Below are 24449 nucleotides of genomic sequence, written 5' to 3' on the forward strand. Positions count from 1 at the left end.
CGAATCCTGTAGATCCTTCTACGCCCGGCAGGCAGCAGAATGAGGCGGATACATCCAGAAATCTGATCAATAACCCGAGAAATTCAAACCCATCGTTCGAAGGGTTGCGCCTATCATGGCCAGCATTGCCACCTGACCAGGAGTGCTCCTTTCCATGACTCAGTTTCGTAAAGTCCTATCGATCCAGGCCGGTCAACCCGCGTCCGACGGCGCCGGTGTGCGCCTGACCCGCGTATTCGGCGGGCCGGGCGTCGAACAGTTCGACCCGTTCCTGATGCTCGACGAGTTCGGTTCGGACAAGCCTGATGATTACATCGCCGGCTTCCCGCCTCACCCGCACCGTGGTTTTGAAACCGTGACCTACATGCTCGAAGGTCGTATGCGTCACGAGGACCACATGGGTAACGTCGGTTTATTGCAGGGCGGCGGCGTGCAATGGATGACCGCGGCACGCGGCATCATTCACAGCGAAATGCCAGAGCAGGAAGAAGGCATGATGCGCGGCTTCCAGCTGTGGCTCAACCTGCCAGGCAAGAACAAGCTTGCCGATGCCAGTTATCAGGATATCCAGCCGGAGAACATCCCGCGCCTGACGACGGCTGAGGGCGTCGACGTGGTGGTGATTGCCGGCGAGTTCAGTGACGGTCACATCCGCCAGGCGGGCGCCGTGCAACGCCCCGACACCGAGCCGCAGTATTTCGATTTCCATATCCCGGCAGGCGGCCGTATCAGCCCGCAGTTGCCCGAGGGACATCGAGCGCTGCTGTACGTATACGAAGGAACGCTGGAGATCGAGGGCTGCCCGCAGTCGATAAGTGCAAGCCGCCTGGCGCGCCTGGGCGATGAGGGCCAGTTGCAGATAAACAGCGCAACGGGTGCCCGCGTGCTGTTGATTGCAGGCAAACCCCTGCGCGAGCCCATCGTGCAATACGGCCCGTTTGTGATGAATACACGGGAAGAAATCGAACAGGCGCTACGGGACTTTCGGGATGATCGCTTGACGGCGTGAGGATGTGGAAAGGCGGCTTGCTGCAGTCTCACTGACAAATGCAGGGTCTGCCAGGTTGCAGTCGCGAGCAAGCTCCCTCCCACGGGGCCAAGGCCTGACGCGATCCGTGGGAGATTCTATGTTTGGGGGTAGCCCTAAACCACCCTTGGGGAGAAACTCCTGGTGCCCGCGAATCCGCTTTGATTCTGCCCGCAGGGCGTGGGAGTGACCGGGCGGCGATCCGCTTGCTCTGGGCGGCAATCCGACGATCTGGCGCGTAGCGGCAGTAATCCTGGCGACCCTGTCTATACACCGCATGAACCATCTTGCTGCCGGTTCCCGGCAGATCGCAGGCAAGCCAGCTCCTACAGTTCGTGCAGCGCTGCGGTTCTTGTGTGGCCAGCTTGCTGGCGAATGGGCCGCTGCAGGCGCAGTAGATTTGTCAGCTGTGACGGCCTCACCCCAACTGCAGAAAGCGCTTCAATTCCGCGCCCTGGGCCTTGGCGTCGTGGCGGCCCAGTTCGATCAATTCGCTGCAATACCCGGCTTCGAACAACAGATAGCTCAGCACGCTGGCGCCGCTGGTCTTGGTCGCCCCAGGACCGCGCAGGAAGGTGCGTAGCGCAGGCGGCAGTTCGCGACGGTGGCGGGCGGCGATTTCGTCGATCGGCCGGCTGGGCGAGATCACCAGAACCTCGACCGGTGCCATGCCCGGCTGGCATCTGGCCGAGTGGTCCGGCAGCAACGAGCTGACTGAATTGAGCCTTTCCAGCAGTTCGATATCGCTTTCCAGATTGTCGATGAAGGTGCTGTTGAGCATGTGGCCGCTGATTTGCGCAAGCGTCGGTTGCACACCGGTCGTCGCGCGTTGCACCTGCCGCTGCGGGCCGCGCGGGTTGCCGCTGACGCCGATCACCAGCACCCGATTGGCGCCCAGATGCAGCGCCGGGCTGATCGGTGCCGATTGGCGGACCGCGCCATCGCCGAAGTATTCCTCTTCCAGCTTCACCGGCGCGAACAGCAGCGGGATCGCGGAACTCGCCAGCAGGTGGTCGACGGTCAGTTCGGTCGGTCTGCCGATGCGTCGGTGACGCAGCCACGGCTCGATGGTGCCCCGCCCCTGGTAGAACGTCACTGCCTGACCGGACTCGTAACCGAAAGCAGTAACCGCCACGGCGCGGAGATGGTGGGCCTCGATGGCGGCATCGATTCCGGAGAGGTCCAGCCGCTCGGTGAGCAGATCCCGCAGCGGCGAGCTGTTGAGCAATGCCACCGGCACGTCACGCCCCAGACCGATCAGGCTGCGCCCGAAAAAACGTCCGGCCTGATGAATGACACCCGGCCAGTCACTGCGCAGCACCTGATGACTGCGGAATGACTGCCAGAACTCGGTCAGCTGGTGGATGGCGATCCGAAAATGCAGCGCCCCGCTGGCGAGCTTGACGGCATTGATGGCTCCGGCCGAGGTGCCGACGATCACCGGGAACGGATTCGGGGAGCCGGGAGCCAGCAGGTCGGCAATGCCTGCCAGCACGCCGACCTGGTACGCGGCCCTTGCGCCGCCGCCGGAAAGAATCAGCCCGGTGACGGGCTCGACACCAACGCTCGGGTTTGTCGCTACTGCAGGATGCGCCATCTACAACTCGACCTCAGTGAACCGCCACGTGTCATTCGGCTTTCTTGTACAACCTGGGCTCGCCCGGCGGTCGACTTTTGAAGCGTCGATGCGCCCAGAGGTATTGCGCCGGGCACTCGGTGATGGCCCTTTCTACCCATTGATTGATGCGCAGGCAATCGACTTCATCGCTTTCGCCCGGAAAATCTTCCAGCGGCGGGTGAATGACCAGTCGGTAGCCGCTCCCGTCAGCCAGCCGCTGCTGGGTGAACGGCACTACCCTGGCGCGCCCCAGCCTGGCGAATTTGCTGGTAGCGGTCACGGTCGCGGCAGGGATGCCAAACAACGGCACGAAGATGCTTTGCTTGGCGCCGTAATCCTGGTCCGGTGCGTACCAGATCGCGCGACCGGCGCGCAGCAGCTTGAGCATGCCGCGCACGTCCTCGCGCTCCACAGCCAGCGAGTCGAAGTTATGCCGCTCGCGACCACGGCGCTGGACGAAGTCGAACAATGGGTTGCGGTGTTCGCGGTACATACCGTCAATCGTGTGTTGCTGGCCGAGCAACGCCGCGCCGATCTCCAGCGTGGTGAAGTGGATGGCCATCAGGATCACGCCCTCGCCCTTTGCCTGGGCATCCTGCAGGTGCTCCAGCCCCTCGATTCGCGCGAGCTTTGCCAGTCGCTGCCGGGACCACCACCAGCTCATGGCCATTTCGAAGAAGGCGATGCCGGTCGACGCGAAGTTTTCCTTGAGCAATCGGGTGCGCTGCGCCTCGGTCAGCTCTGGAAAACACAGCTCCAGATTGCGCGACGCAATATATTTTCGATCAGCGGCCAGCCAGTACATGACCCGGCCCAGCCCGGCACCAAGGACCAGCAGCACGCGAAACGGTAGCTGGACGATCAGCCAGAGCAGCCCCAACCCCAGCCACAGCAGCCAGAAACGGGGGTGAAGAAAACGGGCTTGAAAACGCGGGCGATCCATTTGGGCTTCCGTCAGAACAAGGGCCGCGCATTCTACAACGGTTCGACGCGGCTTGCGGGTCGCGGGCGTTCTCGTTATAAGTCTCGGCACTTTTAGCGACAAGCTGTTGTGTATGCCGACATGAGCCAGAACGAATCGCAAAATCCGGAGCCCGTATTTCAGCTCAAGGGCAGCATGCTTGCCATCACGGTGATGGAGCTGACCCGAACCGACCTCGAAGCGCTCGACCGGCAACTGGCGGCGAAGGTGGCGCAGGCCCCCAACTTCTTCAGCAATGCGCCCTTGATTCTTGCCCTGGACAAACTCGCCCCCAGCGAAGGGTCCGTGGATCTGCCAAGCCTGGTGCGCGTGTGCCGCCAGCATGGTCTGCGTACTCTGGCGATCCGCGCCAATCGTATCGAAGACATCGCCGCCGCCATCGCCGTCGATCTGCCGGTGCTGCCGCCATCGGGCGCCCGCGAACGGCCGCTGGAGCCTGTCGAGGCCGCGGCGCCCAAGCCGGTGCCGGTGCCGGAAAAGCCGCCTGAGCCGGTCATCAAACCGACCCGCGTCATTACCGCGCCGGTTCGTGGAGGCCAACAGATTTATGCCCAGGGTGGCGATCTGGTCGTGATAGCACCGGTCAGTCCCGGCGCGGAACTTCTGGCCGATGGCAACATCCATGTGTACGGCCCGATGCGCGGCAGAGCGCTCGCAGGTATCAAGGGCGACAGCAAGGCCCGGATTTTCTGCCAGCAATTAAGCGCTGAACTTATTTCCATCGCCGGGCAATACAAGGTGTCGGAGGACCTGCGCAGGGACCCGCTATGGGGCTCGCCGGTACAAGTCAGCCTGTCAGGCGATGTGTTGAACATCATCCGGCTTTAACGGATACTGGCGAAATTTTCAAAGCATCTCTGATTCGTCGCGAAACCGTTGTAAATGTTGTAGGAAATCTGAGGAACAGTGTTTCTCTCCCGATGCATCAACCGAACGTGTAAGCGTAAAAGCGCTTTGTATTCCGGTCAGCGGTCTGATTTCCTCACTCTTCGATTAACGCCGCGTCAAGGATGCTCTTCAGGGACTAACTGTCCTTTTCCTCTAGGGGTGATTCACCTTGGCCAAGATTCTCGTGGTTACATCCGGCAAGGGTGGTGTGGGTAAAACCACCACCAGCGCCGCCATCGGTACCGGCCTCGCATTGCGCGGCCACAAGACAGTCATCGTCGACTTCGACGTCGGTCTGCGTAACCTGGACCTGATCATGGGTTGCGAGCGTCGCGTGGTGTATGACTTCGTCAACGTCGTCAACGGCGAAGCCAACCTGCAGCAGGCGCTGATCAAAGACAAGAAGATCGAGGGCCTGTACGTGCTGGCCGCCAGCCAGACCCGCGACAAGGAAGCGCTGACCAAGGAGGGCGTTGAAAAAGTCCTCATGGAGCTCAAGCAATCGTTCGAATACATCGTCTGCGATTCGCCGGCGGGTATTGAAACCGGCGCTCACCTGGCCATGTACTTCGCTGACGAAGCCATCGTGGTGACCAACCCCGAAGTTTCGTCGGTTCGTGACTCCGACCGCATGCTGGGCCTGTTGGCCAGCAAATCGCGTCGCGCCGAAAACGGCGAAGATCCGATCAAGGAACACCTGCTGTTGACTCGTTACAATCCAGAGCGCGTCAGCAAGGGCGAGATGCTGGGCGTCGAAGACGTCAAGGAAATCCTCGCGGTGACCCTGCTTGGCGTGATTCCCGAGTCCCAGGCGGTCCTCAAGGCCTCCAACCAGGGCGTTCCGGTGATTCTGGACGAGCAGAGTGACGCCGGCCAGGCCTACAGTGATGCCGTTGACCGCCTGCTGGGTAAAGACCGGGAACATCGGTTTCTGGATGTGCAGAAGAAAGGATTCTTTGAACGCCTGTTCGGGGGTAATTAATGAACATTTTTGACTTCTTTCGTGACCGCAAAAAAGAAAGCACGGCTTCGGTCGCGAAAGAGCGTCTACAGATCATCGTGGCGCACGAACGCGGTCAGCGCAGCACTCCGGACTATCTGCCTGCCTTGCAGAAAGAACTGGTCGAAGTGATCCGCAAGTACGTCAATATCGAGTCTGACCAGGTACAGGTCGCTCTGGAAAACCAGGGCAGCTGTTCGATTCTGGAGCTCAATATCACCCTGCCAGATCGCTGATCCGGCAGTTGCTCACGGCGGTATCGGCGTCACTACACAGTAGCGGCGCCCTTACCGCCGTTGTCGTTTCCAGCGTTTCGAGGCCGTTGCATGCCGTTGTCCAACATCCAGATCATTTATCAGGACGCTGCCGTTCTGGTGATTGATAAGCCCACCCTGCTGCTTTCCGTTCCCGGCCGCGCCGAGGACAACAAGGATTGCCTGATTACCCGCCTGCAGGAAAACGGCTACCCCGAGGCCCGCATTGTCCATCGACTGGACTGGGAAACCTCCGGCATCATCCTGCTGGCTCGCGATCCTGATACTCATCGCGAACTGTCACGGCAGTTTCATGACCGCGAAACCGAAAAAGCCTACACCGCATTGTGCTGGGGACAACCGACCCTGGACAGCGGCAGCATTGACCTGCCGTTGCGCTACGACCCACCGACCAAACCGCGCCACGTCGTGGACCACGCGGAGGGCAAGCATGCGCTGACGTTCTGGAAGGTACTGGAGCGTTACGAAACTCATTGCCGGGTGGAACTGACACCGATCACCGGGCGGTCTCACCAGTTACGCGTTCACATGCTCTCCATCGGCCACCCGCTGCTGGGCGACGGACTGTACGCACACGCCGAGGCACTGGCGGCGTATCCACGCTTGTGCCTGCACGCCAGCATGCTGAGCTTCACCCACCCGGTGAGCGGCGAGCGGCTGAAGTTCGAGTGCCCTGCGCCGTTTTGAGCCGTCCATAAACTGTGGGACCCGACCTTGGGCGCGAGAATGGTCTGTACAACGAATGTACCAGGTCAGTACCGCCCTCTCGCCAGCAAGCTGGCTCCCACGTTTTTTCGAGGCGTGCTGATCCATTGTAGGAGCGACCTTGGTCGCGAGGATGGTCAGGCCGACACATATCCTGTGTCAGTACTGCCTACTTGCCAGCAAGCTGGCTCCCATTTTCGAGGTGTGCTGATCTGAGCTGTGGGAGGGAGCTTGCTCGCGACTGCACTCTGCCTGACCCTGTTTTCTGACTGAGTGGCCTCCGTCGCCAGCAAGCTGACGTGGGCGCCCGCTCCTGTCGGTTTGCTGCCACTCATCTCTTAATCCTGCCAATACGGTAGACTTGCGCCATTGCTGTCGGGAGTTATGTATGCGCGAAGAGCTGAACCAGGGCCTGATCGATTTTCTCAAGGCTTCTCCAACCCCTTTCCACGCCACTGCAACGCTGGTCAAGCACCTGGAGGCCGGCGGCTTTCAGCGTCTCGATGAGCGCGACACCTGGTCCATCGAGACCGGCGGGCGTTATTACGTCACCCGCAACGATTCCTCGATCGTCGCGTTCAGGATGGGACGTCAGTCACCGTTGAACGGCGGGATACGCATGGTCGGTGCCCACACCGACAGTCCATGCCTGCGAGTCAAGCCGCAGCCTGAGCTGCAGCGTCAGGGTTTCTGGCAACTGGGTGTCGAAGTCTACGGCGGCGCGCTGCTCGCGCCCTGGTTTGATCGCGACCTGTCACTGGCGGGACGCGTCACCTTCCGCCGCGATGGCAAGGTCGAAAGCCAGCTGATCGATTTCAGGCTGCCTATCGCAGTCATTCCCAACCTGGCAATTCACCTCAATCGCGCCGCCAACGAAGGCTGGCCGATCAACCCGCAGAACGAATTACCGCCGATCCTGGCCCAGGTAGCCGGCGACGAGCGGGCTGACTTCCGCGCCCTGCTGACCGATCAGCTGGCGCGCGAACACGGTCTGAACGCCGACGTGGTGCTCGATTACGAGCTGAGCTTCTACGACACGCAGAGCGCAGCGGTAGTGGGCCTGAACCGCGACTTCATCGCCGGGGCCAGGCTCGATAACCTGCTGTCGTGCTACGCCGGGCTTCACGCCCTGCTCACTGCCGACACCGACGAAACCGCACTGCTGGTGTGCACCGACCATGAAGAAGTCGGCTCGTCGTCTATATGCGGCGCGGATGGCCCGATGCTGGAGCAGATCGTCCAGCGCCTGCTGCCGGTCGGCGAAGACTACGTGCGCACCATCCAGAAGTCGCTGCTGATCTCAGCCGACAACGCTCATGGAGTGCACCCCAACTACGCCGACAAGCATGACGCCAACCATGGGCCCAAGCTCAACGCCGGGCCGGTCATCAAGGTCAACAACAACCAGCGCTATGCCACCAACAGCGAAACCGGCGGCTTCTTCCGTCACCTGTGCATGGCCGAGGAAGTGCCGGTGCAGAGCTTCGTCGTGCGTAGCGACATGGCCTGCGGCTCGACCATCGGCCCGATCACTGCCAGCCAGCTGGGCATCCGCACCGTGGACATCGGCCTGCCGACCTTCGCCATGCATTCGATCCGGGAACTGGCCGGCAGCCACGACCTGGCGCATCTGGTGAAAGTGCTCGGCGCATTTTACGCGAGCCGTGAGCTGCCCTGACCGCCGCTGATCCAGGCTGAAAGCGTCGTGGCTCCCACGGCGCTTGTTGAAAGAGCCTGAGTAAAAATAAACTTTCCGCACCTGCATTGTTGACACGCCTTCCGACATCGTGTTCGCTCGATTTCAACATCAAAGCTCAGCGGTTCAATGGCAAGTAAGCAACTAGTCAACCTGCCATTCAAACCAATAAGACCCGATGTTGAACGGATGAATAATTGAATAAGGAAATCAATCATGCGGACAATCAGTCAACTACTACTACCCGCGCCCTCGTTGCCTCAACTCAATGCCGACGGCACGTTGAGCATTTCCAGGATCAGAGGCGGCGTGCTCGTTCAGATCCCGGTTTACCCGGGTATGAAGGTGGGCGATCAAGTGTCGGTCCCGTGGGAAGGGACACCGGCGAACCCGGAAATGGGCTTCCCCGCCATTCATGTCGTCACGGATTCCATTGAACCCAAGACCTACGCCATTTCCTACATGGACGTTCATGACAAGTGGCAGAAATTGAAAGTCTGGTATCGCGTGAACCGCCTCGTGGATTCTGAAAGCGTGGTCGTAGATATTGTGCCCTGACCACGGCAAACAGTAATGACGTGCTGTCCGGTTAGTTGAACCGGGCGGCACGTAACTTACTCTTTATATGCCGGCCGTCGCACTTACGCGAATCGCATCGTGTCGCCAGTATTCCAGATCACAGTCGATCAAACGGCCTTGCTGATCGTAGTTGACTCGCGAAATGCACAAGCCCGGGCTACCCACCGATACCTTGAGCGCCGCGCAGGCCTCGACATGCAGCGCCGTGGGAAGCATCTCGAAATGCACCTGACCGTAGCGCAGGCCATAGTGGCTGGCGTACAGCTCAGTCAGCGACTGATTGAGATCAAAATCGAGAATCGCCGGAAAGAACGTAGGGTTCAGGTAGTGTTCGACGTACAACACCAGCCGCCCATCGATACGCCGTGCCCGGCAAATCTGTATCACACTGGACAGCGCCGGTAGCTGAAGTCTTTCGCAGATTTTCGCGGAAGCCGGTTGCAGTCGTGCCGAGATCATCAGGGTTTCGGCCACGCGGCCCTGGGCCTGAACCATGGCGTGAAAGTGGCTGCGGCGCATCAGGTCATAGGCCAGACGCGGCGGAGAGATGAACCAGCCACGCCGTTCTTCACGGTAGATCAGACCCTGCGCCTCAAGCTGAACCAGCGCCTCGCGCAAAGTAATCCGCGTGGTGGCAAATACTTCGCTGAGTTTGCGTTCGGCCGGCAGCTTGCTTCCCGGCGGCAGCAGGCCGTGCTCGATCTGTTCCTGCAACGCCGTGCAGATCACCGTCACCGCACGTGGCACTTCTTCGCGCATCGGGTTACCTATCTGGACTAGACCAGAGCCGTTTCGGTGCACACACAGTTTGAGACGCACCGTTTCACATGCTGCACAAGCCTAGGCAGCACAGATGACTGTTGCATGACAAAAGCGTCCATATTTCGTGCCAGACCAGTTCACTGCGGCGATCAACACCTTGGAGATCAGATATTTAGCGATGGTCTACGCTTGAGCAACGGTTGTCCTGCAACCCGTGCTGCCTAACGGCGCAAACGGCTCCGGACATTAAAGTGTCATTGAACACGCCTAACTTGGCTCAGGTATTGCTGACCTAGACCAATCCATCCGCGACGACCACGCGTTGATCGAAGTACAAGGAGCTCTGAATGAAACATCTTTTGTTGGCTTCACTCCTCGGTTCCGCCATTGCCATGAGCACGGCGGCCATGGCTGCGGACAATGACCTGAAAACGCTGGAAGCCGCAGCCAGGACCGAAGGCACCGTCAACAGTGTCGGCATGCCGGATGACTGGGCGAACTGGAAAGGCACCTGGACCGACCTGCAAGCCAAGTACGGTCTCAAGCACACTGACACCGACATGAGCTCTGCCCAGGAGGTCGCCAAGTTCGACGCCGAGAAAGACAACGCCAGTGCCGACATCGGTGACGTGGGCGCAGCGTTCGGTCCCATCGCTGTCGCCAAGGGCGTGACTCAACCCTACAAGCCAAGCACCTGGGAACAGATCCCGACCTGGGCCAAGGACACTGACGGTCACTGGGCCCTGGCGTACACCGGGACAATCGCTTTTATCGTCAACAAGAACCTGCTGCACGGCTCCGAGATTCCGAAAAGCTGGGCCGACCTCAAGACCGGCAAGTACAAGGTTTCCATCGGCGACGTTGGCACCGCCGCCCAGGCAGCCAACGGCGTCCTGGCCGCGGCACTGGCCATGAAGGGTGACGAGAGCAACATCGAGCCCGGTCTTCAGCTGTTCACCGAACTGGCGCAGCAAAAGCGCCTGTCGCTGGCGAACCCGACCATCCAGACCATCGAAAAAGGCGAGGTCGAAGTCGGCGTGGTCTGGGACTTCAATGGTCTGAGCTACCGGGCCAAGATGACCAAACCCGACGATTACGTCGTGCTGATCCCGTCGGACGGCTCGGTGATCTCCGGCTACACCACCATCATCAACAAATACGCCAAACACCCCAATGCCGCCAAGCTCACGCGTGAATACATCTTCAGTGACGCCGGCCAGATCAACCTGGCCAAGGGTAACGCGCGCCCGATCCGTGCCGAGAACATCACGCTTCCGGACGACGTGAAGAGCAAGCTGCTGCCCAACGAGCAATACAAGAACGTCACGCCGATCAAGAGCCCGGAGGCTTGGGAAAGAACGTCCAAGGCCCTGCCTCAGAAGTGGAACGAGCAGGTCATCATTGAGATGAACTGATTCGTCGTTGCGGCTCACGGACGAGCCGCATCCTGCTCCACTGCGTTCGTGACCCTATCCAGGTTTCCCTGCCGCTCAAGCGAGTCGCTCATGAACCACAACGTCATCCTGATTGTGCTCGACGGCCTGAACTACGAGGTGGCCCGGCACGCGATGGGGCATCTTCAGGCCTATCACCAGGCGGGCAACGCCGCGCTATACCGGCTGGAATGCGAGCTGCCGGCGCTGTCACGGCCGTTGTACGAATGCATCATGACCGGCGTTCCACCCATCGCCAGCGGTATCGTTCACAACAACGTCTCGCGGCTTTCCAGCCAGCGGAGCATCTTCCATTACGCGCGCAGTGCCGGGCTCGGCACGGCGGCCGCGGCCTATCACTGGGTCAGCGAACTGTATAACCGCACGCCCTTCGACGCGGCGCGCGACCGCCACACCGATGCGCCCGAATTGCCGATCCAGCACGGCCTGTTCTACTGGGCCGATCATTACCCCGATTCGCATCTGTTCGCCGACGCGGAAAGCCTGCGACTCAGGCACGCGCCAAACTTTCTGCTGATCCACCCCATGAATATCGACGACGCCGGGCACAAGCACGGCCTCGACAGTCCGCAATACCGAAACAGCGCCCGCGCGGTCGACATCATTCTGGCCGACTACCTGCAGCGCTGGCTCGATGCCGGTTATCAGGTACTGGTGACCGCCGACCACGGCATGAACAATGACCGGTCACACAACGGTCTGCTGCCTGAAGAGCGCCAGGTGCCGCTGTTCGTGCTCGGTGACGCCTTCAGCCTCGCGCCCCACGCACAGCCGAAACAGACGGATCTGTGCGGCACCGTCTGCGAGCTTTTGGGCGTCGCCCATGACAAACCGGTATGCCGGGAGATGCTCAAGTGAAAGGCCTGAGCCGTGGTAAATGGCTGGGTTTGTTGTGCCTGGTGCCGTTCGCGCTGTTTTTTATCGTGTTTCAGATTGCCCCGCTGGCCTGGGTCGCCATCCATAGTCTGCAGACCGACAACGGCTGGGGCTGGGAGAACTTCAGCAAGGCGTTCAACTCGCGCTTCTATCGCCAGGCCATGCAGTTCAGCCTGGAGATCAGCTTCTGGTCCAGCCTGTTCGGCATCCTGATCGCGATCATGGGTGCCTATTCGTTGCGTCAGGTGGACTCGCGGCTTCGCGATTTCGTCAACTCGTTCGCCAACATGACCAGCAACTTCTCGGGCGTGCCGCTGGCCTTCGCTTTCATCATCCTGCTCGGTTTCAACGGCGCGGTGACCCTGATTCTCAAGCAGTCCGGAATCATCGACGACTTCAATCTGTACTCCAAGACCGGGCTGATCATTCTCTATACCTACTTCCAGATTCCGCTGGGCATTTTGCTGTTGTACCCCGCGTTCGACGCAGTGCGCGAAGACTGGCGCGAGTCGGCGTCGCTGCTGGGCGCCAGCAGCTTCGATTTCTGGCGACACATCGGTCTGCCGGTGCTGATGCCCGCCCTGCTTGGCACCTTCGTGATCCTGCTCGCCAACGCACTCGGGGCTTACGCCACCGTCTACGCGCTGACCACCGGCAACTTCAACGTCCTGCCGATCCGCATCGCAGCACTGGTCGCCGGTGACATCACGCTGGATCCGAACATGGCCAGCGCCCTGGCGATGATTCTGGTCGGGCTCATGACCCTGGTCACTGTGATCCATCAATGGCTGTTGCGAAGGAGCTACCATGTCGCGCGCTGAACGAGGGCCCGCGGGTCTTTACCATCGACTGGTGGTCTACGCCGTGTTCCTGATCCTGCTGCTGCCATTGCTCGGCACCCTTCTCTATTCGATCTCGACCAGTTGGTCGGCGTCCATCCTGCCCAGCGGCCTGACTTTCAAATGGTATGTGGCTCTGTGGAGCGACCCGCGTTTTCTGACCGCATTCGGCCAGTCGCTGCTGGTGTGCGTCGGGGCGCTGCTGCTGTCCGTGGTGCTGATCCTGCCGTTGCTGTTCGTGGTGCATTACCACTTTCCGAGGCTGGACGGCCTGATGAACATTCTGATCCTGCTGCCATTCGCCGTGCCACCGGTGGTGTCTTCGGTGGGGTTGTTGCAGCTGTACGGCTCGGGGCCGATGGCGATGGTCGGCACGCCGTGGATTCTGATCGGCTGCTACTTCACCGTCGCCCTGCCCTTCATGTACCGCGCCATCACCAACAACCTGCAGGCGATCAACCTCACCGACCTGATGGACGCCGCTCACCTGCTGGGCGCCAACACCTGGCAGGCGGCGTTCCTGGTGGTACTGCCGAACCTGCGAAAGGGCCTGATGGTGGCGCTGCTGCTGTCGTTCTCGTTCCTGTTCGGTGAGTTCGTGTTTGCCAACCTGCTGGTCGGCACCCGCTACGAAACCCTGCAGGTGTACCTGAACAACATGCGCAACAGCAGCGGTCACTTCAACAGTGCGCTGGTGGTCTCCTACTTCTTCTTCGTGCTGGTGCTGACCTGGGCCGCCAATCGACTCAACAAGGACAAGGGCTGAGATGAGCTTCATCAGTATCGAGAACCTGCACAAAAGTTACGCCAGCACCGCCGTGTTCAGCGACATCAATTGCCGCATCGACAAGGGCGAGTTCGTCACGCTGCTCGGCCCCTCCGGCTGCGGTAAATCCACGCTGCTGCGCTGTATCGCCGGGCTGACCCCGGTCAACAGCGGACGCATTCTGCTCGACGGCCAGGATCTGGTGCCGCTGACGCCGCAGAAACGCAGCATTGGCATGGTGTTCCAGAGCTATGCCCTGTTTCCCAACATGACCGTGGAGCAGAACGTCGCTTTCGGCCTGCGCATGCAAAAGGTCAGCACCGAGGAAAGCCGTGGCCGGGTTGCAGAGATTCTGCGGCTGGTGGAGCTGCAGGAGTTCGCCGGACGCTATCCGCACCAGATGTCCGGCGGCCAGTGCCAGCGTGTAGCGCTGGCGCGTTCGCTGGTGACCCGCCCGCGACTGTTGCTGCTCGACGAGCCGCTGTCGGCGCTGGACGCGCGGATTCGCAAGCATCTGCGCGAACAGATCCGGGCGATCCAGCGCGAGCTGAACCTGACCACCATCTTCGTGACCCACGACCAGGAAGAAGCGCTGACCATGTCGGATCGCATTTTCCTGATGAACCAGGGTCGGATTGTGCAGAGCGGCGACGCTGAGACCTTGTATACAGCGCCGGTGGACATTTTCGCGGCGGGCTTCATTGGCAATTACAACCTGCTCGAAGCGGACGCTGCTTCGCGCTTGATGCAGCGTCAGATCGCCAGCCGTATTGCGATCCGCCCCGAAGCCATTCAGTTGAGCCTGACCGGCTCACTCGAAGGTGAAGTGCTCGGCCATAGCTTGCTGGGCAACGTGATCCGCTACCGGGTGCAGGCGCGTGGTGTCGAACTGGTGGTCGACGTGCTCAACCGTTCGGCCGATGATCTGCACCCTGCCGGGCGGCGGGTAACACTGAACATCGAGCCTTCGGCACTCTGTGCCGTGGCCTGAACATTACGAGCTGCGGGCCAGGGCCCGCTGACATCGAACAGACGAAACAAGGATTCATGTAATGGCGCTAGCAATCTTCGACCTGGATGAAACCCTGATCGGCGGCGACTGTGCCAGCCTGTGGAGCGAGCAGATGGTGCGGCTCGGCTGGGTCGACGCCGAGTCATTCATGCGGCGCAATGACGAGTTGATGGCCGCTTACAGCGCCGGCGAGCTGGCGATGGAAGACTACATGGCCTTCAGCCTGGAGCCCATGGCCGGCCGTACCCCCGAAGAAATCGATCACCTGGTGGGCCCGTGGGTGGAGGATGTCATCGAGCCGATTCTCTACAGCGACGCGTGCAAAGCCATTGCCGAACACCGCGCCCGTGGCGATCGCATTCTGGTGATCTCGGCCTCGGGCGTGCATCTGGTCAAGCCTATCGCCGAGCGAGTCGGCGTTGACGAAGTGCTGGCGATCGAACTGGACGTGCAGCATGGCGTGTACACCGGCGCGACCCGAGGCGTGCTCACCTATCGCGAAGGCAAGGTCACGCGCCTGATGGAATGGCTGGACGCCGAAGGGGAAAACCTCGAAGGAGCAAGCTTCTACTCGGACTCCCGCAACGACCTGGCTTTGCTGCTCAAGGTCGACCATCCGCACGTGGTCAACCCCGATCCCGTCCTGCTGGAGCATGCGCGTCAGGCCGGGTGGCCGGTGCACAGCTGGCGCTGAGGCTTTCGGCCTTGCCTGTCCACGATCGGAACGCTGTCATTTCTGACAGTGCCACCCCGACTCGCCCGTTCGACACTGGAGCTCCGCTGGACCGGATCACAGGCCTTGCCAAGCTGAATGCCGGCTGAATCAACGTCAACTGGCGGCGATGCCAAGGAAGGCGCCACATCTCGGCTCGCCGCGTCGGATTACCGCGTCGGATTACCGGTAGCGTCGCGTCGCCGCTATCTGGAAACTGAACCCGATCTGCATCGTGCATCAGACCTGACGCTTTCAGGTCTTGCACATCGCGTTCCACGCCTTGCAATGCCTGCAAGGTGCCGCCATAGTGAGTCAAGACTGAGCCCGAGGCTTTTTGCCCGGGCTTTTGCATTATGCGGCCGGGACCGACGGAACCGGCGACTTCAAAGACGGCCTAATATGCGTTATCAATTGTCACCGCGTCGAACCAGCATGAAGCACCTGATCCCAAGCACCGCCCTTGCACTATTCCTCGGCCTCGGCGTACTGCCGATGTCCGGCAGCGCTTTTGCCGCCAACAGCTGGGATAACCTTCAGCCGGACCGCGATGAAGTAGTCGCCAGTCTCAATGTCGTCGAGCTGCTGAAGCGTCACCACTACAGCAAGCCGCCGCTGGACGACAAGCGCTCCGCCATTATCTACCAGAGCTACCTCAAGCTGCTGGACCCGGCGCGCAGTTACTTCCTGGCCAGCGACATAGCCGAGTTCGACAAGTGGCAGACTCAGTTCGACGACTTCCTCAAGAGCGGCGACCTGAACCCTGGCTTCACCATTTACAAGCGTTATCTGGACCGCATCAAGTCGCGTCTGGATTTCGCTCTCGCCGAGCTGAACAAAGGCGTCGACAAACTCGACTTCACCGCCAAAGAAACCTTGCTGGTGGACCGCAAGGACGCCGCCTGGCCGAAGAACGCCGCCGAGCTCGATGACCTGTGGCGCAAGCGCGTGAAGGACGAAGTCCTGCGCCTGAAGATCGCTGGCAAAGACCCGGCCAAGATTCAGGAAACGCTGACCAAGCGCTACAAGAATCAACTGGCGCGTCTGAACCAGACCCGCGCGGAAGATATCTTCCAGGCTTACATCAACACCTTCGCCATGTCCTACGACCCGCACACCAACTATCTGTCTCCAGATAGCGCGGAAAACTTCGACATCAACATGAGCCTGTCGCTGGAAGGCATTGGCGCTGTGTTGCAGAGCGACAACGACAACGTGAAGATTGTCCGTCTGGTCCCTGCAGGCCCTGCCGCCAAGACCAAGCAGGTCGCCCCCGCCGACAAGATCGTCGGCGTCGCTCAGGGCGACAAGGAAATGGTCGATGTCATCGGCTGGCGTCTGGATGAAGTGGTCAAGCTGATTCGCGGTCCCAAGGGCTCGGTGGTCCGTCTGGAAATCATCCCGGCCAGCAATGCACCTAACGATCAGACCAGCAAAGTGGTTGCGATCACTCGCGAAGCGGTCAAGCTCGAAGAACAGGCCGCGAAGAAGTCAATCCTGCACATCAATCAGGACGGGCGCGATTACAAGCTGGGCGTGATCGACATTCCGGCTTTCTACCTGGATTTCAAGGCTTATCGGGCCGGTGATCCGGAGTACAAGAGCACCACGCGTGACGTGAAGAAACTGCTGACCGAGCTTCAGGCCGAGAAGGTCGACGGTGTGGTGCTGGATCTGCGCAACAACGGTGGTGGCTCACTACAGGAAGCGACCGAACTGACCAGCCTGTTCATCGACAAGGGCCCGACCGTGCTGGTCCGCAATGCGGACGGCAAAGTCGACGTGCTTGAAGACGAAGCCAAGGGTGCGTTCTACAAAGGACCGATGGCACTGCTGGTCAACCGTCTTTCCGCCTCGGCTTCGGAAATTTTCGCCGGTGCGATGCAGGACTACCATCGGGCGCTGGTCATCGGTGGCCAGACCTTCGGCAAGGGCACGGTACAGACCATTCAGCCGCTCAATCACGGTGAGCTGAAACTGACGCTGGCCAAGTTCTACCGGGTTTCCGGCCAGAGCACCCAGCATCAGGGCGTGGTGCCTGACATCACTTACCCGTCGCTGATCGACACCAAGGAAATCGGCGAGAGCGCGCTGCCCGAGGCCATGCCGTGGGACAGCATTCGCCCGGCGATTCGTCCTGCCGTCGATCCGTTCAAACCGTTCCTCGCGCAGTTGCAGACGCGTCACGATGCACGCACAGCCAAGAACGCCGAGTTCGTTTTCATCGAGAACCGGCTGGCGCTGGCCAAGCAGCTGATGAATGAGAAGACCGTCAGCCTCAATGAAGCGGACCGTCGCGCCGAGCATGCGTCCATCGAGGGCAAGCAGTTGGCTCTTGAGAACACCCGCCGCAAGGCCAAGGGTGAAGAGCCGCTCAAAGAGCTCAAGAAGGAAGACGAGGATGCTCTGCCGGTCGAGGACGAGAAGACCAAGCCGGAGGACGATGCTTACCTGGCGGAAACCGGACGAATCCTGATCGATTATCTGGGTCTGAGCGCTTCTGTCGCAAAAAAGTAACAAGCCAGGCAATGGCCTATTGATGGCAATCGTCATCAAGCGGTCATGAATCTGTCGTGAAATGAGGGGCTGTACGCCAAGGCGTCCAGCCCTTTTTTTCAGCCACGAGATCGTCATGACTTTGACCGAGCAGTTGAGCACGTTGAGTGCAATTCTGGTGCGCAGTGACCTGCACAGCTTGTTCCAGCCCATCGTGTCGATCTCCCAACAGCGCATCCTGGGCTATGAGGCGCTGACGCGCGGGCCGTCAAACAGCGTCCTGCACTCCCCGCTCAACCTGTTTGCAGTCGCACGCCAGGCCGGGCGCCTGAGTGAACTGGAACTGGCCTGCCGCGAAAGCGCGTGCCGTCGTTTCAGCGAGCAGAAGCTGCCAGGCAAGCTGTTTCTCAACGTGTCTCCCGAATCGCTTTTGGAAGCTGCGCACCCGCCCGGACGTACGCTGGAGATGCTTCGTCGCCATCGCATCGCGCCCAGAAACGTAGTGATCGAACTGACCGAGCAGACACCCACCGACGACATGGAGGCGTTGCACAACGCGTTGCATCATTACCGCGATATGGGCTTTTCAATCGCGCTGGACGATCTCGGCGCTGGGTATTCCAGTCTGCGGCTATGGTCGGAACTGCGTCCGGATTACGTAAAGATCGATCGTCACTTCATCGACGGTATTCATCGGGACGCCGTGAAGCGTGAATTTGTGGGCTCCATGCTGCAGATGGCCAAGGCCTCCCGAGCGACCGTGATAGCCGAGGGCATCGAGCTGCCGGAAGAGCTGGCAACGCTCACTGAAATGGGCGTGGATCTGGTTCAAGGTTATCTGCTCGCACGCCCGCAGGAACATCCACCTCGCGATACACGCGCGATCTTGCCGAAGGCCGGCAGCGCGAACAGCGCATCGAATGATCCACAGGCGGACCTGGCAGCTCTGCTCAAGTCAGAGCCTGCGGTTTATTGGTCGACGCCAGCCGCGCAGGTCCTGGAAACCTTCCGCAGGCAGGTCAACCTCAATTCGCTCGCGGTGGTCGACGCCCACGACCGCCCGTGTGGAATCGTGCATCGGCATGCGTTGTCCGAAGTGCTGCTCAAGCCGTTCGGCACCGAGCTCTTTGCCCGCGAGCCCATCAGCGTATGGATGAGCGATAACTTCCTGACGGTGGAGCATGGCCAGCCTCTGGAGCAGGTCAGCCGCCTGCTCACAAGCCGTGCAGGCGCTCGTATCGAAGAAGACTTCATCATCACCCGGCACGGTGCCTATCTGGGCCTGGGTCGGGTTATTGATGTGCTGAAACTGATCACCGAACTGAAATTCCGGACGGCTGACCAGAATGATCTGGCCAAGCGACCTAAACCGCGCGCACCAGCGCCGGCGCTCACCTAAATACCCCGAGCGTCTGAAATCCGGCCCGGCGTTCTACTGCTCAGACGTTTCCGGATAGTTGTATTCGAACACCCTCACCACTTCCGAGGCATGCCAGGACGCAGCCGCTATGCCGTCGGAAGGTCCGGAGAAACGCCCCAGCCGTTCAACGCATTCGAAAAAACCGGTCCGCGGCAGGCGGCTGGCGCCCTGGCTGATGACCAGCGAACTGCGCAACGGCTGATCGGCACGCGCATCGATGGCTGCCAGGTATTCCAGCGCGGCGGTCAGGGTCTGCATGGCCGGTGACGGCAACTGCAAGCGTTCAAGCAACGCCCGATAGGTCACCAGATGACGTTGGCGACGCGCGTGATCAAGTTCGTTCAGCAGCCCGTCCCAATGCTGCCGGCTGATGCGCACGCTCATGCCTCACCCCGCCAACCGGGCACGCCCAGCTCCCATGCAAGACTGCGCTTGATCGCCGCATCCGGCTCGCGAGTGCCGTTTTCGATAAGCTCCAGGTAAGACGGGCTAATGCCGACAGCGCGGGCGAGTTTCGCGACTTCAAGGCCCTTGGCGACACGCAACGCCCCCAGCTCTTCGAAACCGGGCCGGTGCACCTCGCTCGCATTCACAGCCGCCGCGTCCGGGGTCGCGGGCGAGCCGCCAAGGCCTGCGGCCAGTAGCAATGCCTGGTATTGAGCCCACGGCAGTACCGCATATTCCGGCTCCCCGTCACGAGAGATCACTTGAAGATCCATACACTTCCTCTGCTGGCCCGCTAGCTAGTTCCAGATAGGCTTACTCCAGATGGTGGCATATTAACAGCGGATTGGGTGTCGCGGGCCTGCAACGACTCGACAAGCCCACGTTTATCGCCACACGGGTATTAGTGTTGACCTTTTTCCTGCTCCAGCAGGGCCGGGTTCTCGGGCAGCCGCTCGACCACCACAAGCTTTTCCGGCGGCTGCCGTTCGCGCCAGGCGCGGAACGCATCGAGCTCATCTGTCAGGTGTTTCATGATCCAGGCCAGTACTGCGATGTCGTCGAACATGCCCAGACCGGGGATCCAGTCCGGTATGGCGTCAAGCGGACTGAGAAAGTACATCAGGCCGGCGACGATCGACAGGATCGACTTGGGGCTGATGTCCCGGTACTCGCCTCGCCAGTAGGCCAGACACAATGCCTGTAGCAGGCGCAGGTCTTCCTTGATCCGGCCCAGGCGACTGCTTTCAGCGCTGCCCTTGCGAGCTACCGCGAACAATAGTGCAGGAAGTCGCCCCGCGGCGAGCACGCGCCGGGCCCCAGGCAGATAACGAATCAGATTCCAAGGTGCTTTCATGTTCACTCCCGTTCAATAAAGGTAGCCTCTGGACAACACACCGTGGTCTTGCGGGCACGTTCCGGCTCACTTGAAGGTTATCCACATTTATTGTGGATAACCTTGTGAACAGCGAGCTTTTTTGGCCCTGAACCGCCCGTTTTCCGGGCCTCGACGTTAAATCGGGCGTTTTTTACTCATATAAAAACGCCGTAAAATCGTTGACTTAGCGAGGTTTCGACGCTAACTCCCAAGCCTTGTCTGGCTGTCTGACAATCGACCAGGTTCAGTGGCGTCATCGCACTGTCCGCGTCCTATGAATGGACTCTGGAAGAGGCCAAGCGTTCGGCGTGAGTCCCGGATACAAAAACGCCCTGTCGGGACAGGGCGTTTCATTATTGCTACCAGGCCGGTTACTTCTTGGCTTTGGCCGCTGCAGCAGGCTCTTCAGCTTCAGCTTCGGCTTCCGGAGCAGGAGCGGCCGCCGGATCCTTGATGCCCAGCAGTTCCAGATCGAAAATCAGCACCGAGTTGGCCGGGATCATCGGGCTAGGGCTCTGTGCGCCATAGGCCAGATCGCTCGGGATGAAGAGTTTGATCTTCTCGCCTACGTGCATCAGTTGCAGGCCTTCGACCCAACCCGGGATTACACCACCGACCGGCAGATCGATCGGGCTGCCGCGCTCTACCGAGCTGTCGAACACCTTGCCATCAGTCAGTTTGCCTTCGTAGTGAACGGTCACTACGTCAGTCGGCTTAGGCTGAGCACCGTCGGCCTTCTTGATGATCTGGTACTGCAGACCGGAAGCCGTGGTGACCACGCCCTCTTTCTTGCCGTTCTCTTCGAGGAATTTCTTGCCGGCCGCGGCCGACTCTTCGCTCTGCTTGGCCATGCGCTCTTCGGCACGCTTCTGCAGCGCGGCGAACGCTTCGACCAGCTCTTCATCCTTGAGCTTCTGCTCTTTCTTGCCGACGGCGTCTTCGATGCCCAGGGCTACAGCCTTGGAATCGAGATCGTCCATGCCTTCCTGTGCCAGGCTCTTGCCCATGTTCAGGCCGATGCCGTAGGAGGCTTTCTGGGCGGGGCTCTTCAGCTCGACCGTGCTGGCTTGCTTGTCGCAACCTGCGAGTACCAGACCGACCAAGGCAATCGCCGCTGCCAACCGATGCTGTTTCATGCTAATTCCTTGTTCATGCGCCAAAAGGGCAAACGAGTAAAGCCGCGAGCTTATCAGGCTGCCGCGATCAATGGCTACCGGCATGAGAGGCACAAAACATCGATAAGTTCAGGTATCCCAACGGTTTTCCCGGCGCTGCAACGATCGTTCAGTCGCAGTTCAGCTTGCGACCCGAGACGTAGTGCACAAGGTTGCGGTAGATAGCGCCAGACTCTGACATCGAGCCACGCACCCTGCCCGTCCATCGCAGGACTTTTCTGACAACAGCCGTGGGTTGTTCACCATCGATTCGATAGCGCTGAGTGACGCGGGGAAGCAGGCAAGATGCCGGAGCGCAGGATGAGTGTTTGAAATAGTGGACACATAAGGCAGAAAGCAAAAAAGCGACCCTAGGGTCGCTTTTTTGTTTACACCAAGGAGTTCAAGGGCCTTGATGTGGAATATGGCGCAGCGGACGGGACTCGAACCCGCGACCCCCGGCGTGACAGGCCGGTATTCTAACCGACTGAACTACCGCTGCGCGTAACACTTGAAGTGAGTTTGGTGGGTGATGACGGGATCGAACCGCCGACCCGCTGCTTGTAAGGCAGCTGCTCTCCCAGCTGAGCTAATCACCCTTCACTCTCGGTGTGGCGCGCATTCTACGGAGCGACCTGTAGTCTGGCAAGAACTTTTTCAAATAATTTTTATAATCCTTCCAAAGGCTTAGCGCAGGGTTGGCCGCAGCGTCCGAGCAGCGAATAATGCGCCCCTTTGCATGTATAGAGAGATTCACCTCATGTGGTTCAAAAACCTGCTTGTGTATCGCCTGACCCAGGACCTGCCGTTTGACGCCGAGGCTCTGGAAACGGCACTGGCGACCAAACCGGCGCGCGCTTGTGCCAGCCAGGAGTTGACCACTTACGGTTTCGTCGCCCCGTTCGGCAAGGGCGAGGACGCACCACTGGTGCATGTGAGCGGCGATTTCCTGCTGATCGCGGCCCGCAAGGAAGAGCGTATTCTGCCCGGCAGCGTGGTACGTGATGCGGTCAAGGAGAAGGTCGAAGAGATCGAGGCCGAGCAAATGCGCAAGGTCTATAAGAAGGAACGCGATCAGATCAAGGACGAAATCATCCAGGCATTCCTGCCGCGCGCCTTTATCCGCCGCTCGCAGACTTTTGCTGCCATCGCGCCGAAACAGGGCCTGATCCTGGTCAACTCGGCCAGCGCAAAACGTGCCGAAGACCTGCTGTCCACACTGCGTGAAGTGATCGGCTCGCTGCCGGTACGGCCGCTGAACGTCAAGACCGCACCGACTGCGGTCATGACCGAATGGGTCACTTCGCAGAAAGCTGCCGACAATTTCTTCGTCCTGGACGAATGCGAACTGCGCGACACCCATGAAGATGGCGGCATTGTGCGTTGCAAGCGCCAGGACCTGACCAGCGATGAAATCCAGCTGCACCTGAGCACCGGCAAGGTGGTGGCGCAACTGTCGCTCGCCTGGCAGGACAAATTGTCCTTCGTGCTGGACGACAAGCTGGTGGTCAAGCGCTTGAAGTTCGAAGAGCTGCTGCAGGATCAGGCGGAGCAGGACGGCGGAGATGAAGCCCTCGGCCAGCTGGACGCGAGCTTCACGCTGATGATGCTGACCTTCGGCGAGTTCCTGCCGGAGCTGTTCGAAGCCCTGGGCGGAGAGGAGATCCCGCAGGGCATCTGATTCATTAGCTCATCTGTAGGAGCGCGCTGTCGGCGGCAATCCAACGCTCTGGCGCGCAGCGCCAGCAAAAGACAAGCACCGCCGCTACGCGCCGGATCGCCAGCAAGCTAGCTCCTACACGCTCGCCATGAAGCCATCTATGGATGGCCGCTCTGCTTTATCGATAAACACAAGAAAGGAATAAACCATGCGTGCACTGGCGGCCCTGAGTCGTTTTGTCGGTAACACCTTCGCCTACTGGGTTCTGCTGTTCGCCGTGCTGGCGTTCCTTTTCCCCCAGGCTTTCATCGGCCTGAAAAGCTGGATCGTGCCGCTGCTTGGGCTGGTGATGTTCGGCATGGGCCTGACTCTCAAGCTCGAAGATTTTTCAGAGGTAGCTCGTCATCCCCGGCGGGTTGCACTCGGTGTGATCGCGCAGTTTGTCATCATGCCGGGCACTGCGTGGGCGCTGAGCCAGGCATTCAACCTGCCGCCGGAGATTGCTGTCGGAGTGATCCTGGTTGGCTGTTGCCCCAGCGGTACATCGTCCAATGTCATGGTGTGGCTGGCTAAAGGTGATCTGGCACTAGCCCTGGCCATTTCAGGGATCACAACGCTGCTCGCCCCGCTGCTGACCCCGGCCTTGATCTGGCTGCTGGCTTCCGCCTGGTTGCCGGTGTCATTCCCGGACATGTTCTGGTCGATCATCCAGATGGTGCTGTTGCCCGTCGTTCTGGGTGTTCTCGCTCAACGCGTGCTGGGCAGCCGGGTCGGCTATGCAATGGACCTGCTGCCACTGGTTTCGGTCGTGAGCATCGTGATGATCGTCTGTGCCGTGGTTGCAGTAAGCCAGGCGAAAATTGCCGAGTCGGGCCTGCTGATCATGGCCGTCGTCATTCTGCACAACAGTTTTGGTTACCTGCTGGGCTTTGTCACCGGCAAGGTCTTCAAGCTGCCGCTGCCCCAGCGCAAGACCATGGCCCTGGAAGTAGGCATGCAGAACTCCGGCCTCGGCGCCGCCCTGGCCAGCGCCCACTTCTCGCCGCTGGCCGCCGTGCCAAGCGCGCTGTTCAGCGTATGGCACAACATCTCCGGAGCGCTGCTGTCAACGTACTTCAGGAAGATGCCGGAAGACGGTGCTGCCGCCAGTTTGCGAGGAACAACGCCTGACTGAGGCGCATTAACGACCGGGGCGGCAACCCGCCTT

General features: G+C 60.2%; 23 protein-coding genes, 2 tRNA genes and 1 pseudogene. 17 read left to right on the plus strand and 9 right to left on the minus strand.

The genetic code is table 11. The features are described from left to right. Nucleotides 1-154 precede the first annotated feature (154 nt). A complete protein-coding gene (locus J3P77_RS16040) occupies nt 155-1009 on the plus strand; it encodes a pirin family protein (RefSeq protein WP_434677577.1) in 855 nt (284 codons plus the stop codon). A 436-nt stretch (nt 1010-1445) separates the two neighbouring features. Here J3P77_RS16040 and J3P77_RS16045 read toward each other — a convergent pair whose 3' ends face one another. Both J3P77_RS16045 and J3P77_RS16050 read right to left on the minus strand, forming a co-directional pair. Further along, entirely contained in the window at nt 1446-2624 is a 1179-nt protein-coding gene (locus J3P77_RS16045; protein WP_434677578.1) for a patatin-like phospholipase family protein, read from the minus strand. A 31-nt stretch (nt 2625-2655) separates the two neighbouring features. Beyond that, a complete protein-coding gene (locus tag J3P77_RS16050) occupies nt 2656-3588 on the minus strand; it encodes a lipid A biosynthesis lauroyl acyltransferase (protein WP_434677579.1) in 933 nt (310 codons plus the stop codon). Between the two features lie 120 nt (nt 3589-3708). Here J3P77_RS16050 and minC point away from each other — a divergent pair, with 120 nt between their 5' ends. The 6 genes from minC to J3P77_RS16080 all read left to right on the plus strand — a co-directional run bounded on the left by minC (nt 3709) and on the right by J3P77_RS16080 (nt 8749). Next, entirely contained in the window at nt 3709-4455 is a 747-nt protein-coding gene (gene minC, locus J3P77_RS16055) for a septum site-determining protein MinC (protein ID WP_434677580.1), read from the plus strand. A 229-nt stretch (nt 4456-4684) separates the two neighbouring features. After that, nucleotides 4685-5497, plus strand: a complete 813-nt coding sequence (minD, locus tag J3P77_RS16060) for a septum site-determining protein MinD (protein WP_434677581.1) — start codon at nt 4685-4687, stop codon at nt 5495-5497. Continuing rightward, complete coding sequence (gene minE, locus J3P77_RS16065) at nt 5497-5751, plus strand: cell division topological specificity factor MinE (protein ID WP_004879390.1); 255 nt, start codon at nt 5497-5499, stop codon at nt 5749-5751. The genes minD and minE overlap by 1 nt, the downstream gene beginning before the upstream one ends. Before the next feature lie 90 nt (nt 5752-5841). After that, nucleotides 5842-6477, plus strand: coding sequence for an RluA family pseudouridine synthase (locus J3P77_RS16070; protein WP_434677582.1), 636 nt, complete (start codon nt 5842-5844; stop codon nt 6475-6477). A gap of 406 nt (nt 6478-6883) precedes the next feature. Further along, entirely contained in the window at nt 6884-8173 is a 1290-nt protein-coding gene (locus J3P77_RS16075) for a M18 family aminopeptidase (protein WP_434677583.1), read from the plus strand. Nucleotides 8174-8407: 234 nt separating this feature from the next. After that, on the plus strand, nt 8408-8749 hold the full coding sequence (locus J3P77_RS16080) for a hypothetical protein (RefSeq protein WP_434677584.1): 342 nt from the start codon (nt 8408-8410) through the stop codon (nt 8747-8749). A gap of 63 nt (nt 8750-8812) precedes the next feature. Here J3P77_RS16080 and J3P77_RS16085 read toward each other — a convergent pair whose 3' ends face one another. Beyond that, nucleotides 8813-9529, minus strand: coding sequence for a UTRA domain-containing protein (locus tag J3P77_RS16085; RefSeq protein ID WP_434677585.1), 717 nt, complete (start codon nt 9527-9529; stop codon nt 8813-8815). Nucleotides 9530-9879: 350 nt separating this feature from the next. Here J3P77_RS16085 and J3P77_RS16090 point away from each other — a divergent pair, with 350 nt between their 5' ends. From J3P77_RS16090 to J3P77_RS16125, 8 genes and pseudogenes are all read left to right on the plus strand, one after another. Beyond that, nucleotides 9880-10947 carry an ABC transporter substrate-binding protein gene (locus tag J3P77_RS16090; protein WP_434677586.1) on the plus strand — a complete coding sequence of 356 codons (1068 nt, stop codon included), beginning with the start codon at nt 9880-9882 and terminating at the stop codon, nt 10945-10947. A 90-nt stretch (nt 10948-11037) separates the two neighbouring features. Next, nucleotides 11038-11844, plus strand: coding sequence for an alkaline phosphatase family protein (locus J3P77_RS16095; protein WP_434677587.1), 807 nt, complete (start codon nt 11038-11040; stop codon nt 11842-11844). Beyond that, nucleotides 11841-12683, plus strand: coding sequence for an ABC transporter permease (locus J3P77_RS16100; protein WP_434677588.1), 843 nt, complete (start codon nt 11841-11843; stop codon nt 12681-12683). Before J3P77_RS16095 ends, J3P77_RS16100 begins: the two co-directional genes overlap by 4 nt. Beyond that, entirely contained in the window at nt 12670-13467 is a 798-nt protein-coding gene (locus J3P77_RS16105; RefSeq protein WP_434677589.1) for an ABC transporter permease, read from the plus strand. Before J3P77_RS16100 ends, J3P77_RS16105 begins: the two co-directional genes overlap by 14 nt. 1 nt (nt 13468) lies before the next feature. Beyond that, nucleotides 13469-14458: an ABC transporter ATP-binding protein gene (locus J3P77_RS16110; RefSeq protein ID WP_434677590.1), complete on the plus strand. Its 990-nt coding sequence runs from the start codon at nt 13469-13471 to the stop codon at nt 14456-14458. 61 nt (nt 14459-14519) lie between these two features. Beyond that, a complete protein-coding gene (locus tag J3P77_RS16115) occupies nt 14520-15173 on the plus strand; it encodes an HAD family hydrolase (protein ID WP_434677591.1) in 654 nt (217 codons plus the stop codon). A 453-nt stretch (nt 15174-15626) separates the two neighbouring features. Further along, entirely contained in the window at nt 15627-17708 is a 2082-nt protein-coding gene (locus J3P77_RS16120; RefSeq protein ID WP_434677592.1) for a carboxy terminal-processing peptidase, read from the plus strand. 115 nt (nt 17709-17823) lie between these two features. Continuing rightward, nucleotides 17824-19026, plus strand: a pseudogene (locus tag J3P77_RS16125) (EAL domain-containing protein); the annotation flags it as partial. 93 nt (nt 19027-19119) lie between these two features. Here J3P77_RS16125 and J3P77_RS16130 read toward each other — a convergent pair. The 6 genes from J3P77_RS16130 to J3P77_RS16155 form a co-directional block, all read right to left on the minus strand. Next, on the minus strand, nt 19120-19491 hold the full coding sequence (locus J3P77_RS16130) for a hypothetical protein (RefSeq protein ID WP_434677593.1): 372 nt from the start codon (nt 19489-19491) through the stop codon (nt 19120-19122). Further along, nucleotides 19488-19826 carry a helix-turn-helix domain-containing protein gene (locus tag J3P77_RS16135; RefSeq protein ID WP_434677594.1) on the minus strand — a complete coding sequence of 113 codons (339 nt, stop codon included), beginning with the start codon at nt 19824-19826 and terminating at the stop codon, nt 19488-19490. Before J3P77_RS16135 ends, J3P77_RS16130 begins: the two co-directional genes overlap by 4 nt. Before the next feature lie 128 nt (nt 19827-19954). After that, nucleotides 19955-20407, minus strand: a complete 453-nt coding sequence (locus J3P77_RS16140) for a YkvA family protein (protein WP_434677595.1) — start codon at nt 20405-20407, stop codon at nt 19955-19957. Nucleotides 20408-20799: 392 nt separating this feature from the next. Continuing rightward, a complete protein-coding gene (locus J3P77_RS16145) occupies nt 20800-21564 on the minus strand; it encodes an FKBP-type peptidyl-prolyl cis-trans isomerase (RefSeq protein ID WP_434677596.1) in 765 nt (254 codons plus the stop codon). 443 nt (nt 21565-22007) lie between these two features. Next, nucleotides 22008-22084 (minus strand) — tRNA-Asp (locus J3P77_RS16150). Between the two features lie 21 nt (nt 22085-22105). Beyond that, nucleotides 22106-22181, minus strand: a tRNA-Val gene (locus tag J3P77_RS16155). Between the two features lie 161 nt (nt 22182-22342). Here J3P77_RS16155 and rdgC point away from each other — a divergent pair. Together rdgC and J3P77_RS16165 are read left to right on the plus strand one after the other, a co-directional pair. Then, nucleotides 22343-23263 carry a recombination-associated protein RdgC gene (gene rdgC, locus J3P77_RS16160; protein WP_434677597.1) on the plus strand — a complete coding sequence of 307 codons (921 nt, stop codon included), beginning with the start codon at nt 22343-22345 and terminating at the stop codon, nt 23261-23263. 187 nt (nt 23264-23450) lie between these two features. Continuing rightward, entirely contained in the window at nt 23451-24416 is a 966-nt protein-coding gene (locus J3P77_RS16165) for a bile acid:sodium symporter family protein (RefSeq protein ID WP_434677598.1), read from the plus strand. Nucleotides 24417-24449: the final 33 nt, after the last annotated feature.

This window comes from Pseudomonas sp. R1-18, assembly GCF_051132095.1.
Taxonomy (GTDB): Bacteria; Pseudomonadota; Gammaproteobacteria; order Pseudomonadales; family Pseudomonadaceae; genus Aquipseudomonas.